This is a genomic window from Pantoea agglomerans (genome assembly GCF_021397715.1).
Taxonomy (GTDB): domain Bacteria; phylum Pseudomonadota; class Gammaproteobacteria; order Enterobacterales; family Enterobacteriaceae; genus Pantoea; species Pantoea astica.
Map to the genome: position 1 here is coordinate 2,149,056 of NZ_CP090207.1, position 11,323 is coordinate 2,160,378.

At 56.7% G+C, this 11,323-nt stretch carries 13 protein-coding genes; 8 read left to right on the plus strand and 5 right to left on the minus strand.

The features are described from left to right. The first annotated feature begins 8 nt into the window (after positions 1–8). Positions 9–851, plus strand: a complete 843-nt coding sequence (rhaD, locus tag LZU96_RS10205; RefSeq protein ID WP_233984248.1) for a rhamnulose-1-phosphate aldolase — start codon at positions 9–11, stop codon at positions 849–851. Further along, positions 841–1,155 carry an L-rhamnose mutarotase gene (rhaM, locus tag LZU96_RS10210; protein ID WP_233984249.1) on the plus strand — a complete coding sequence of 105 codons (315 nt, stop codon included), beginning with the start codon at positions 841–843 and terminating at the stop codon, positions 1,153–1,155. The genes rhaD and rhaM overlap by 11 nt, the downstream gene beginning before the upstream one ends. Before the next feature lie 82 nt (positions 1,156–1,237). Here the strand turns inward: rhaM and LZU96_RS10215 are convergent, their stop codons facing one another. Beyond that, entirely contained in the window at positions 1,238–1,888 is a 651-nt protein-coding gene (locus LZU96_RS10215) for a TetR/AcrR family transcriptional regulator (RefSeq protein ID WP_233984250.1), read from the minus strand. Between the two features lie 299 nt (positions 1,889–2,187). Between LZU96_RS10215 and bhsA (LZU96_RS10220) the strand changes: the two genes are divergently transcribed. Continuing rightward, a complete protein-coding gene (bhsA, locus tag LZU96_RS10220; protein ID WP_233984251.1) occupies positions 2,188–2,445 on the plus strand; it encodes a multiple stress resistance protein BhsA in 258 nt (85 codons plus the stop codon). 24 nt (positions 2,446–2,469) lie between these two features. Then, the gene (bhsA, locus tag LZU96_RS10225; protein WP_233984252.1) at positions 2,470–2,727 is read left to right on the plus strand and encodes a multiple stress resistance protein BhsA; all 258 of its coding nucleotides are present in this window, start codon (positions 2,470–2,472) and stop codon (positions 2,725–2,727) included. A 43-nt stretch (positions 2,728–2,770) separates the two neighbouring features. On the opposite strand, the gene LZU96_RS10230 is transcribed toward bhsA (LZU96_RS10225), so the two are convergent. The 4 genes from LZU96_RS10230 to LZU96_RS10245 form a co-directional block, all read right to left on the minus strand. Then, positions 2,771–3,955: a sugar transporter gene (locus LZU96_RS10230; RefSeq protein WP_233984253.1), complete on the minus strand. Its 1,185-nt coding sequence runs from the start codon at positions 3,953–3,955 to the stop codon at positions 2,771–2,773. A gap of 174 nt (positions 3,956–4,129) precedes the next feature. Next, complete coding sequence (cybB, locus tag LZU96_RS10235; RefSeq protein WP_233984254.1) at positions 4,130–4,672, minus strand: cytochrome b561; 543 nt, start codon at positions 4,670–4,672, stop codon at positions 4,130–4,132. Between the two features lie 102 nt (positions 4,673–4,774). Beyond that, on the minus strand, positions 4,775–5,035 hold the full coding sequence (locus tag LZU96_RS10240) for a hypothetical protein (RefSeq protein ID WP_233984255.1): 261 nt from the start codon (positions 5,033–5,035) through the stop codon (positions 4,775–4,777). 166 nt (positions 5,036–5,201) lie between these two features. Beyond that, entirely contained in the window at positions 5,202–6,455 is a 1,254-nt protein-coding gene (locus tag LZU96_RS10245; protein WP_233984256.1) for an MFS transporter, read from the minus strand. Positions 6,456–6,552: 97 nt separating this feature from the next. On the opposite strand from LZU96_RS10245, the gene LZU96_RS10250 reads away from it, so the two are divergent. The 4 genes from LZU96_RS10250 to LZU96_RS10265 all read left to right on the plus strand — a co-directional run bounded on the left by LZU96_RS10250 (position 6,553) and on the right by LZU96_RS10265 (position 11,176). Next, positions 6,553–7,446: a LysR family transcriptional regulator gene (locus tag LZU96_RS10250; RefSeq protein ID WP_233984257.1), complete on the plus strand. Its 894-nt coding sequence runs from the start codon at positions 6,553–6,555 to the stop codon at positions 7,444–7,446. Positions 7,447–7,576: 130 nt separating this feature from the next. Next, positions 7,577–8,794 (plus strand): ROK family transcriptional regulator, encoded by a 1,218-nt coding sequence (locus LZU96_RS10255; protein ID WP_233984258.1) that lies wholly within the window; start codon positions 7,577–7,579, stop codon positions 8,792–8,794. 113 nt (positions 8,795–8,907) lie between these two features. Then, the gene (bioD, locus tag LZU96_RS10260) at positions 8,908–9,606 is read left to right on the plus strand and encodes a dethiobiotin synthase (RefSeq protein WP_233984259.1); all 699 of its coding nucleotides are present in this window, start codon (positions 8,908–8,910) and stop codon (positions 9,604–9,606) included. 181 nt (positions 9,607–9,787) lie between these two features. Continuing rightward, positions 9,788–11,176 (plus strand): nucleobase:cation symporter-2 family protein, encoded by a 1,389-nt coding sequence (locus tag LZU96_RS10265; RefSeq protein ID WP_233984260.1) that lies wholly within the window; start codon positions 9,788–9,790, stop codon positions 11,174–11,176. The last annotated feature ends 147 nt before the right edge of the window (positions 11,177–11,323 follow it).

The window sequence follows — 11,323 nt, forward strand, 5'->3', positions numbered from 1 at the left end:
GATTCACTATGCAAAGCATTCTTTCTTCCTGGTTTGTTCAGGGAATGGTTAAAGCAACCAGCGATATGTGGCTGAAGGGCTGGGATGAGCGTAACGGCGGTAACGTCAGCCTGCGTCTGCTGGAGGAGGAGGTGAAACCTTTTGCTGCCGATTTCTATGCACAACCGCGCTGCATTGAACTGACACAACCCGCGCCCGCGCTGGCAAACTGCTGGTTTCTGGTGACCGGATCGGGCAAGTTCTTCCGTAACGTGCAGCTAGATCCCGCCGATTGTCTGGCGTTGCTGCAGGTGGATGACAAAGGACTCTCGTTCAAAATTCATTGGGGACTGTCGAATGGCGGCCTGCCAACGTCTGAACTGGCCTCCCATTTCCAGTCACATGGCGTGCGTAAAGCGGTCAGCAACGGCGCGGATCGCGTCATCATGCACTGCCACGCCACTAACTTCATGTCCCTGAGCTATGTGGTTGAACTCGATTCAGCCCGCTTTACCCGTCTGTTGTGGGAAGGCAGTACCGAATGTCTGGTGGTGTTCCCGGATGGCGTCGGCATCTTACCCTGGATGGTACCCGGCACCGACGGTATTGGCGCGGCCACCGCGGAACAGATGCAGTCGCACAGCCTGGTCATGTGGCCGTTCCACGGCATCTTTGGCAGCGGACCCACACTGGATGAAACCTTTGGTCTGATTGATACCGCGGAAAAATCCTCTGAAGTGATCGTTAAGGTGCTGTCGATGGGCGGGATGCGGCAGAGTATCACCACCGAACAACTGGTGGCGCTGGGCGAACGCTTCGGGGTGAATCCGTGGCAGGCGGCGCTGGACGTGGGGCCAGCCAATGCTTCGTAAAGCCTTTGTGATGCAGGTGAATGCTGACTGTCACGCAGAATATGAACGTCGTCATTCTCCCATCTGGCCAGAACTGGCCGAAACGCTGAAGGCGCATGGCGCGCACAACTATGCCATCTGGCTGGATGCGGATCGCAACCTGTTGTTCGCCAGCGTTGAGATCGAGTCAGAAGCGCGCTGGAATGCTGTTGCAGAGACGGAAGTGTGCCAGCGCTGGTGGGCATCGATGAAGGATCTGATGCCTTCTAATCAGGACAACAGTCCGATCAGCCAGCCTTTAAAACCGGTTTTCTTTCTCGACTGATCGCCTTCGGGTCACAGAAAGGCTATCGGCTTACCAACAATCAGGACGGTGTTATCACCGCCCTGATTTTTTTACGCTGATTTTACGCTTTGTGCTGACACAAGCCGGTCAGCGTCGGCCACATCGCCATCAACGTATCAATGATGTTGTCCAGATCGGCCCGCGGCGCACCTTCGCGCGCCCGAACAGACATCCCCTGCAGCATACAACCCAGATAGCGCGCGACCGCCGCAATATTTACCGATTCGCTCAGTTCGCCACGTTGCTGACGTCTCAGCAGAAAATGGCTCAGCGTACTCTCCTGTGACTGATGGTGCTGCTGTAACATCGTGGCGATCTCAGCTGAGGCCGCTGACAGGGTGGTCGACGTACAGATAAAGAAGCAGCCGCCGGGCGAATCGCGATCGGTGAAGCAGGCCGCCGTGGCACGAAAATAGCCTTCGATCGCCTGATCGACCGGCAACTCATCGTTACCCAGTGACGTATCACGCCAGGCGCTGAACTTCTCCACGTAGCGCTCCATGGCTGCCCGGAATAATCCCTCTTTATTAGCGAACTCAGCATAGAGCGTGGGCGCTTTTGCCCCGGTTGCCGCCACCAGATCGGCCAGCGACGTCCCCTCGTAACCGTGGGTCCAGAACAGGTTCAGCGCCTTATCGAGCGCAGCTTCACGGTCGAAAACTTTGGGACGACCGCGGCACTTCTTCACGTCGCATTCCTGAATCTGGCTCATAGATCCTCTCGGGTAGTGAAATACCCTATTAAATTACCGATCATTAATAAAATGTGCAAGGGCCGGTTCACGCAGCCGCAATACCCATTGCCATTTTGTGCGACGGCGCTCGCTTATCGCCCCTAAGGTTAAGTGAAAAAGGGGGCTGAAGCCCATAATCACGCCACTTCGCGAATAAAATAACGCTCATTAAATAAATATTGACGACCTGCCACAAAGGGTTCTATCATTTAGTTAATGATCGTTAATTAAATAGCGACACACATTTTCCACTACCGAATATGAAGAGAGAGAAACCCATGAAAAGCATCAAACTCAGCCTGGCCGCCATCGCACTGACTACTCTGACTTTTGGCGCATTCGCCGCTGAACAGGTCAGCAGTGACCCAATCAATCAGCAGCCTGTCGGCACTATTTCAGTCCAGGGCGGCAGCAACCTGCAGTCTGTTGAAGCGCAGTTAAATGCCAAAGCGGATGAAGCCGGTGCCAAATCGTTCCGCATCACCTCAACCAGTGGTCAGAACAAATTACACGGCACGGCTGTGATTTATCAGTAATTGATTGTTGAGAAGGGGTTCGTTATGAAAAGATTCACTATTATGGCGATGGCTGCGCTACTCAGCAGCCTCTCCTTTGCCAGCGTGGCGGCCCAGCAGGTGACACATTCACCGCTGGATCAGCAAAAAATCGGCGTCATCAGCGCGACAGGCAGCACTAACCTGACCTCGCTGGAACAACAACTGTCAGAAAAGGCCAGCGATGTCGGCGCAAAGTCTTTCCGCATCACTTCGACCTCTGGCAACAACAACCTGCATGGCACCGCAGTACTTTATAAGTAAGCTGAAACAGGCTTCAGATAAACCCTTATCTGAAGCCTTTTTTCTAGCCGTTGCTGCGTAATTGCGGGTAGCGGCGGAAAATATAGACGCACCAGAGCAGCGCCACCAGACCAATCATCCCACCGACATTGCCCACATCGGCCATCTTAAAGTGCAGGCTGACCTGATTCCCCAGCAACGCACCTGCGCCAATCCCGATATTGTAGATACCCGACATCAGCGACATCGCGACGTCGGTCGCGTCCGGTGCCAGCGACAATACCCGCACCTGCATCCCCAGGCCGATCATCATCATCGCCATCCCCCAGACAATGCACAGGATGGAGATCGCCGTGGGGCGAACCGCAGCGAAAATCAGCAGCCCCATGCAGAGCGTAATCAGCGCTATCGCGGCAATCAGCAGAGCGGAAGGGAATTTATTGCCCAGCGAACTGAACAACAGGCTACCGATAATGCCCGCTGAACCAAACATCAGCAGCAGCAGAGTGGTGAAGTTTTCGCCCGAATGCGCAACCGCCTGCATAAAGGGTTCGATGTAGCTGTAGGCGGTGTAATGCGCCGTCACCACCAGCGTGACCAGCAGATACATGCTGACCAGCGCCGGACGACGGAACAGCATCGGTACGCTGCTCAGTGAGCCGGTGTGTTCACTCGGCAGACGCGGCAGAATCCGCACCAGCATGATCATCAGCACCAGCGCGGAAAGGCCGATAGCGCCAAATGTTGTACGCCAGCCCAGATACTGACCGACCACGCGGCCAATCGGTACGCCCAGCACCATGGCAAGCGCCGTACCGGTGGCGAGCATGCTCAGCGCCTGGGTTTTCTTACCGGCCGGGGCCACGCGGATCGCCAGCGAGGCGGTGATCGACCAGAACACCGCATGGGAAAGCGCGATGCCGATGCGTGAAACGATCAGCGATCGGAAGTCCCAGGCTACCGTTGACAGCACATGGCTGGCGATAAAAATCAGGAACAGCACACCGAGCAGCATTCGTCGCTCAATATTGCGGGTCAGAAGCATCAGCGGCAGAGAGAGCAGCGCCACCACCCAGGCATAGATGGTCAGCATGATGCCAACATCAGCGGTCTGCATCGAAAAATCAGCGGCGATATCGGAGAGCAGGCCAACTGGCACAAATTCAGTGGTGTTGAACACAAAGGCGGCAATAGCCAGCAACACCACGCGAAGCCAGGCCGTTTTACGTGAAACAGTAGTTGATTGCATGAGGAGTCAAGTCAGTCAGAACAGCGAATCGGATGTGGCAGAAACATCCAGCGAAAGTGACCTGCGTCACAAATTACTGACTATTGTAGTGAATAAACCGGGAAGGGGAACCTTATAAACCGTTTTTAATCCTGATTATTTTTTATCGCCCGTTGGCCGGGCGATAGCCTGAGGTTATTGACCGCGTCGGCGTGCCGGCATCATTCGCAGCAACGTATTGTCCTTCAGCAGATAATGATGAAACAGTGCCGCCACCGCATGCAGTCCGATAAGCCAGTAACCCAGCGGTGCCAGCGTCTCATGCCAGTCAATCAGCCAGTCGGCGAGATCAAAATTGGGTACGGCTGCCACCGGCATACTGATGCCGAACAGCCACCATTCGCGGCCTTTCAGATAGCGTGACGTCAGCCCAAGAATCGGCAGCGTGATAAACAGAGCATAAATAAGCGTATGGGTCAGATGCGCCAGCCCGGTTTGCCAGCGACGTATAGCCGGCGTAATCGCTGGCGTACGATGACGGGTGCGCAGCACCAGACGGGCAATCATCAGCACCAGTACCGACGCGCCTGCGCTGAAGTGGGTAATGATCATGGCATAACCCTGCCACGAACCGCGCTGTGCAAAACCGCGCAGCTCAATCGTGGCATAGGCGATGACCACCAGCACAAAGGTCAGCCAGTGAAGGGCAATTTGAGATCCAGCATATTTTTCCCGCATGGTAAAACCCGCTAAACAAAATCAGGCCTTCTAACATAACGGAAAATAGCGGTAAATCTTAACAAATTAGCGCAGCGGGATAACTTTTCCGCCGCCACGACGCTAGCGTGACGTCAGGGTATGTTTCAGGGCCACGCTTTGCTGTTGATTAAGGCCGGATTTACCGTTCAGCGGACAGCAGGTATCGCAGCCCATCGCGCCTGGGTAATACTTTTTCGCCTGTAATAGAGCCGCGTTGACCTGATAAAAGCTGCCGAGAAACAGTCTGTCAGCGGGCAGCGGCAGAAACGCACAGCCAGCGGCATGGACCACATGGTTTTCGTTGTAGCCTGATTGTTTGTTCACGTAATAGTAGAGAGCCACAGGCGTTCCTTTTTGCTGTGTTAAGCGACAAATGTAAGCAAATATCACAATCAGACCGATTATAGCGGGAAAACCGCGTTTTGTTACGGCTGGATCTGAAGGTTGTGTCGCCTGCGGCAAAAGCGGCCCAAAAGCGTTCCGGGTCGCGCGGTCAGTCTGGCTGACCTCAGAGCTGTTTAGATTGCAGTCGCCACGCAACCAGCAGCGCCAGCAGCAGCAGGGCGCTGATAAACAGCGTGATGCCGATCCAGCCATAGTTGTGCCAGAACAGCCCGCCAAGCGTCCCGGCCACGCTGGAACCGACGTAATAGCTGAACAGATAGAGCGAAGAAGCCTGACCCCGCGCCCGACGCGCTCGCGGTCCTATCCAGCTGCTGGCCACCGCATGAGCAGCAAAAAAGCCGGCGGTGAATAGCATCATGCCAGGCAGAATCAGCCACAGCGAATTAAATGCAGTGAACAGCAGGCCTGCCAGCATAATCGCGGTGGCACCGAACATCACCGGGCCACGGCCCATCCGGCCGGTTAACGCACCCGCTTTGGGGGAACTCCAGGAACCGGTGAGGTAGACCACTGACAGCAGGCCCACAACGGCCTGACTCAGGTGCCAGGGCGCAGCCAGCAGGCGATAGCCGATGTAGTTAAACAGGGTGACGAACGCGCCCATCAGCAGAAACCCTTCAGCAAACAGCCACGGCAACCCTTCATCGCGCCAGTGCAGGCGAAAATTAATCAGCAGGTTGCGCGGGCGCAGCGAGGTGGCGCGAAAATGGCGCGACGGTGGCAGGATTTTCCAGAACATCAGCGCCGAGGCCAGTGAAAAACAGCCGATAACCGCAATCGCAACGCGCCAGGAGTAGAAGTCAGTCAGAACGCCACTCAGCAGGCGACCACTCATGCCGCCGATTGAGTTGCCGCTGATATAGAGCCCCATCGAGAACGCGACAACCCGCGGTGACATCTCCTCGCTCAGATAGGTCATGCCGACCGCTGCGACGCCGCTCAGTGACAGCCCCATCAGCGCGCGCATAATCAGAATGCCGTGCCAGCTGGTCATGGTGGCGGAGATCAGCGTACAAATCGCCGCCAGCATCAGGGCGGTCACCATCACAGATTTACGCCCGACGGCATCAGAGAGCGGCCCGGTTACCAGCAGGCCGAGCGCCATCAGCCCGGTGGAGATAGAGAGCGACAGGCTGCTGGCCGCTGGCGACACGCCAAACTGCTGTGACAGCACCGGCAAAATCGGTTGCACACAATAGAGCAGGGCAAAGGTCGCCAGACCGGCTGAAAACAGGGCCAGCGTGACGCGCATAAATTGCGGCGTACCGCGGGTAATCCAGCCTGATGAGGCTGGTGATGCTGTCGGTCTGCCGGCAACCTGATCCTCGACGGTAGCGGCCTGAGTAGTGCGACTCACGATCTTTCCTTTAGTGATAAAAAAACCTGTCGTCAGCTTAAAAAAGGGTGATTATGATGTCTAATATATTAATAATCTCAAATAAGACGTTTAACATATGAATATTGAGCTGCGTCACCTGCGCTACTTCATTGCCGTGGCCGAAGAATTGCATTTTGGCCGGGCGGCGTTGCGACTGAATATCTCTCAGCCACCCCTGAGCCAGCAGATTATTCAGCTGGAAAATGAGACCGGAGCCCGTCTGTTTAATCGCACCAACCGCAGCGTGCAGCTGACGGCTGCCGGACAGCAGCTGTTGCAGGATGCCCGCGCAATCCTGTTGCAGGTTGAACAGGCGTCAGATCGGGCGGCGCGGCTGCATCGCGGTGAAGAGGGCGAACTGCGCATCGGTTTTACCTCTTCGGCACCCTTTACCGCAGTGGTGTCAGATGCGCTCTACCAGTTCCGTCAGCGCTGGCCGCAGGTGCATATTCAGATGCAGGAGATCAATACCCGTCAGCAGCTGGCACCGCTTCATGATGGGCGGCTGGACCTCGGGGTGATGCGCAACACGCCGTTACCGGCGGATTTACGCCACCAGCTGCTGCTGAGCGAGCCGCTCTATGCGGTGGTGCACTGGGCCCATCCGCTGGCGACAGCAGAGAAAATCTCCGTTGCCGCGCTGGCGGCTGAGCCTTTTGTCTTTTTTGATCCCCAGGTCGGCACCGCGCTCTACAGTGAGATTCTGGCGCTGCTGCACCGTTATCAGATTAAACCCTACATCACCCAGGAAGTGGGCGAGGCGATGACTATTCTGGGACTGGTGGCGACCGGGTTAGGCGTGTCGATTTTGCCAGCCTCTTTTCGCCGGGCGCAGCTGGCGGATGTGGTCTGGCTGCCGCTGGAAGAGCGCGATGCCCTTTCCGAGCTCTGGCTGGTCTGGTCCGCAGAGCGCGAAATAAATGAACAGATGCGCCATATGATGGCGTTGCTGCAGCAAAATAAGGCGTAACTTCGGCCAGTCTCCACGACAATATGTGCGATAAATCACATTTCTAATCAAATATTTGACGCTGCCGCCTGATCTGCCTCACCATGACGCATGTTTATTTAGAAGCGCGAAAATAACCGGGAGCAGGGTTGTGAATCTGGACAGTCAACCTGGCCATATTGACCAAATTAAGCAAACCAATGCAGGCGTCGTTTACCGATTAATTGATCAATACGGTCCTATTTCGCGCATCGAACTTTCCCGACGCGCCCAGCTTGCGCCGGCCAGTATCACCAAGATCGTCCGTGAAATGCTGGATGCCCATCTGGTCCAGGAAACGGAGTTTCAGGAGCCAGGCAGCCGGGGTCGTCCGGCGATTGGGCTGATTCTGGATACCGATGCCTGGCACTATCTGGCGATTCGCCTTCATCGCGGTGCCATGACCTTTACCCTGCGTGACCTCAGCAGCCGCGAACTGGCAGAAGATACGCTGCCGCTGCCGGACGAAGCGGCGCAGCCGCTACTGACCGCGCTGATTGAACAGGTTGACGCCTTCTTTATTCGTCATCAGCAGAAGCTGGAACGCCTGACCGCCATCGCGGTCACCCTGCCGGGCTTAATTAACGCCGCCTCTGGCGTGGTGCATCGCCTGCCGGGCTATCAGGTGCGTGACATGCCGCTGGGTGACGCGCTGGCAGCCCGTACCGGCTTACCGGTGTTTGTGCAGCATGATATTTCCGCCTGGACGCTGGCCGAATCGCTGTTCGGTGCTTCTCGCGGCGCCGAAGATGTGATTCAGATTGTGATTGATGAAACGGTAGGGGCTGGCGTTATCAGCGGCGGTCAGCTGCTGCATAAACGCGGCCGGGCGCTGGTGGAGATCGGCCATACTCAGATCGATCCTTACGGTCAGCAGTGTTACTGCGGGAATCATGGCTGTCTTGAGACGGTCGCTAGCATCGGCAGTTTGCTGGCGCTGGCTGCTCAGCGTCTGCCGACCCAGCCCGACAGCCTGCTTAATCAGCAGCCGCTGACGCTGGCATCGCTCTGTGAGGCGGCCCAGGCGGGCGATCGGCTGGCACGCGATACCATCGCCAGCGTCGGGCATCATGTCGGGCGAATTCTGGCGATGATGGTCAATATCTTTAATCCGCAACAGATTCTTATTGGTTCGCCGCTGAATGCCGCGGCAGAGGTGCTGTTTCCGGCGGTCAGCAACACCATTCTGCAACAGTCTCTGCCGGCCTACAGTGCCGTTATCCAGCTGGCACCCACCGCCTTTAGCGAGCCAGGCACGCTGGGTGGCGCGGCGCTGATTAAGGACGCGCTCTATAGCGGTTACCTGTTAGTGAAGCTATTGCAAGGTTAAGCCAGACTAATCTTGCGCTAACGCAATCTGTTCTCATCAACCATTCCTTAAAATGCCGCTTATCCGCACGGTTAATCGTCGATTAGCCATTAACGGTTTAAGAGGAGAGTGGAGTGAAGAGACTATTTGTTACCGGCACCGATACCGCAGTGGGTAAAACCGTGGTGTCACGCGCCCTGTTACAAAGTTTTATCAAGGCAAACTTCAGTGCGGTCGGGTACAAACCCGTGGCGCGCTGCGCAGTGAAAACCGCTGACGGCCTGCGCAATAAAGATGCGCAGGTGCTGCAAAGCGCGTCCTCTGTGGCATTGCCGTATCAGGCCATCAATCCGCTGCTGTTTGAAGAGCAGGAAATCTCAACCCACAACGGCCCGATTATTGATTATGACGCTCTGACTCAGGGCTTAACCAACCTGACGCAGCAGGCGGACCGGGTGGTGGTCGAAGGCACCGGTGGCTGGCGTAGCCTGATGAACGATGCGCGGCCGCTCTCCTGCTGGGTCATCGAGCAGCAACTCCCGGTGGTGCTGGTGGTTGGCATCCAGCCGGGCTGCATCAGCCATGCGCTCTTAACGGCAGAGGCTATCCTGCAGGATGGATTACCGCTGGTTGGCTGGGTTGCTAACCGCATCAATCCGGGGCTGGCGCAGTACAGCGACATCATAGAAGTGCTGCGTGAAAAAATTCGTGCGCCACTGCTGGGTGAACTGCCTTATCTGCCGCGTGCAGAGCAGCGCGATCTGACGCCCTATATCGATATTTCACTGCTGGATCGGCCTGACCTGCACGCTGTGAGTGCAAAGATCGCCTGATCATGAAACAAAATAACTCATATCTGCCGGTAGTGAACGTAACGTTGCAGGTTGATTACCGGCGTGTCACAAAAATATTATCTTAAATATTCAATCACCTGGCGGGAAAAGCGAGGTGAGGCTGACGTGATGGCGTAAAAAATGCATTAACTCCGCTAATAACTGTTGCCGGAGCACCATCATGTCGCAATCGCACGAGAAAGGTTTGTTGTACGGACTTGACGCCCGTATTGGTCCCGTCCCGGCGTTTTTCGCCGCCTTACAGCATCTGCTGGCCAGCGTCGTCGGGATCATCACGCCGCCGTTAATTATCGGTTCGGTGCTGGGTCTGCAGGCCTATATCCCTTATCTGATTAGCATGTCCCTGTTTGTTTCAGGCCTGGGGACATTCCTGCAGGCCAGGCGTTTTATGGGCGTCGGGGCGGGCATGATCTGCCTGCAGGGCACCAGCTTTGCCTTTCTTGGCGTGCTGATATCGGGCGGGCTGATGGTGAAAGCGCGCGGGGGATCGCCTGAAGAGATCCTGGCGATGCTGTTCGGCTGCAACCTGGTGGCGGCACTGATCCCGATTCTGATCAGCCGCTGCGTGGGTCAGTTACGAAAAGTGCTGACGCCGGTGGTGACCGGCACGGTGATTACTCTGATCGGTATCAGCCTGATTAAAGTCAGCATTACCGACTGGGCTGGCGGACACAACGCCCGCGATTTTGGCGCGCCGGGCAATCTGGCGCTGGGTGGGCTGACGCTGCTGGTGATTGTGGCGCTGAACCGTTCGCGCAACCGCTGGGCGCGCCTGATTGCGGTCGTGACCGGTATTGTGGTCGGCTGCATTGCAGCGGCATTAACCGGCCATCTGCAGCTGAAAGCGCCTGACAGCAGCGACTGGCTGGTGCTGCCTGCCTTGTTTAAGTTTGGCTTTGCCTTTGACTGGACCCTTTTCCTGCCGATTGCGCTGGTCTCGGTCATTGCCGTGATTGAGGCGGTAGGGGATCTCACAGCGAATTGCCTGATTTCACAACAGCCCATCAGCGGCGCGGCGTTTCAGCAGCGGCTGCAGGGCGGTATCGTCGCCGACGGCCTGAGCTGCGTGCTGGCTGCGATCTTCTCGGCCTTTCCCAACACCACCTTTGCGCAAAACAATGGCGTGATCCAGATGACCGGTGTCGCCAGCCGTTATGTCGGGATGGTACTGGGCATGATGCTGGCGCTGCTCGGCCTGTTCCCGGCGATTGGCTCACTGTTGCAGCAAATCCCGCCGCCGGTACTGGGCGGGGCGACGATTGTCATGTTCGGCAGCGTGGTTGCGGCGGGCATCCGGGTGATGACGCAAACGCCATTAGGCCGTCGTGAGATGCTGATCGTGGCGGTGTCGTTTGGCGTCGGTCTGGGCGTTGAAGCGGTGCCGGAGGTGCTGAAGCAGCTTCCGCCGCTGATCAATACCTTGTTTGGTCATGCGGTGACCACTGGCGGACTGCTGGCGATCCTGCTGAATATGGTGCTACCAGACGAGGCGCGTGCCGAAACGGCGTCAGAGGCGTCAGCGCTGAGCGGCAGCGAAGAACAGGCATAACCTTTTTTAACAGCACGCACTGAAGCTCAGAGCAGGTTGATGCCGCTCCGGGGCAGGCAATCCGCAGCGCTGTACAGAATGAAGGAGAGCCCGCAGCACGCGGGCGACAGGCGGGGCGACACAGGATGTGCCATCCCGGCGGTCCGT

Bases quoted from the DNA above. Each gene is read 5' to 3' on its own strand.
- cybB (WP_233984254.1), bottom strand. From the start codon at position 4,672: ATGCGGGAAAAATATGCTGGATCTCAAATTGCCCTTCACTGGCTGACC.
- bhsA (WP_233984251.1), top strand. From the start codon at position 2,188: ATGAAAAGCATCAAACTCAGCCTGGCCGCCATCGCACTGACTACTCTG.
- LZU96_RS10230 (WP_233984253.1), bottom strand. From the start codon at position 3,955: ATGCAATCAACTACTGTTTCACGTAAAACGGCCTGGCTTCGCGTGGTG.
- LZU96_RS10265 (WP_233984260.1), top strand. From the start codon at position 9,788: ATGTCGCAATCGCACGAGAAAGGTTTGTTGTACGGACTTGACGCCCGT.
- rhaD (WP_233984248.1), top strand. From the start codon at position 9: ATGCAAAGCATTCTTTCTTCCTGGTTTGTTCAGGGAATGGTTAAAGCA.
- bhsA (WP_233984252.1), top strand. From the start codon at position 2,470: ATGAAAAGATTCACTATTATGGCGATGGCTGCGCTACTCAGCAGCCTC.
- LZU96_RS10250 (WP_233984257.1), top strand. From the start codon at position 6,553: ATGAATATTGAGCTGCGTCACCTGCGCTACTTCATTGCCGTGGCCGAA.
- rhaM (WP_233984249.1), top strand. From the start codon at position 841: ATGCTTCGTAAAGCCTTTGTGATGCAGGTGAATGCTGACTGTCACGCA.
- LZU96_RS10215 (WP_233984250.1), bottom strand. From the start codon at position 1,888: ATGAGCCAGATTCAGGAATGCGACGTGAAGAAGTGCCGCGGTCGTCCC.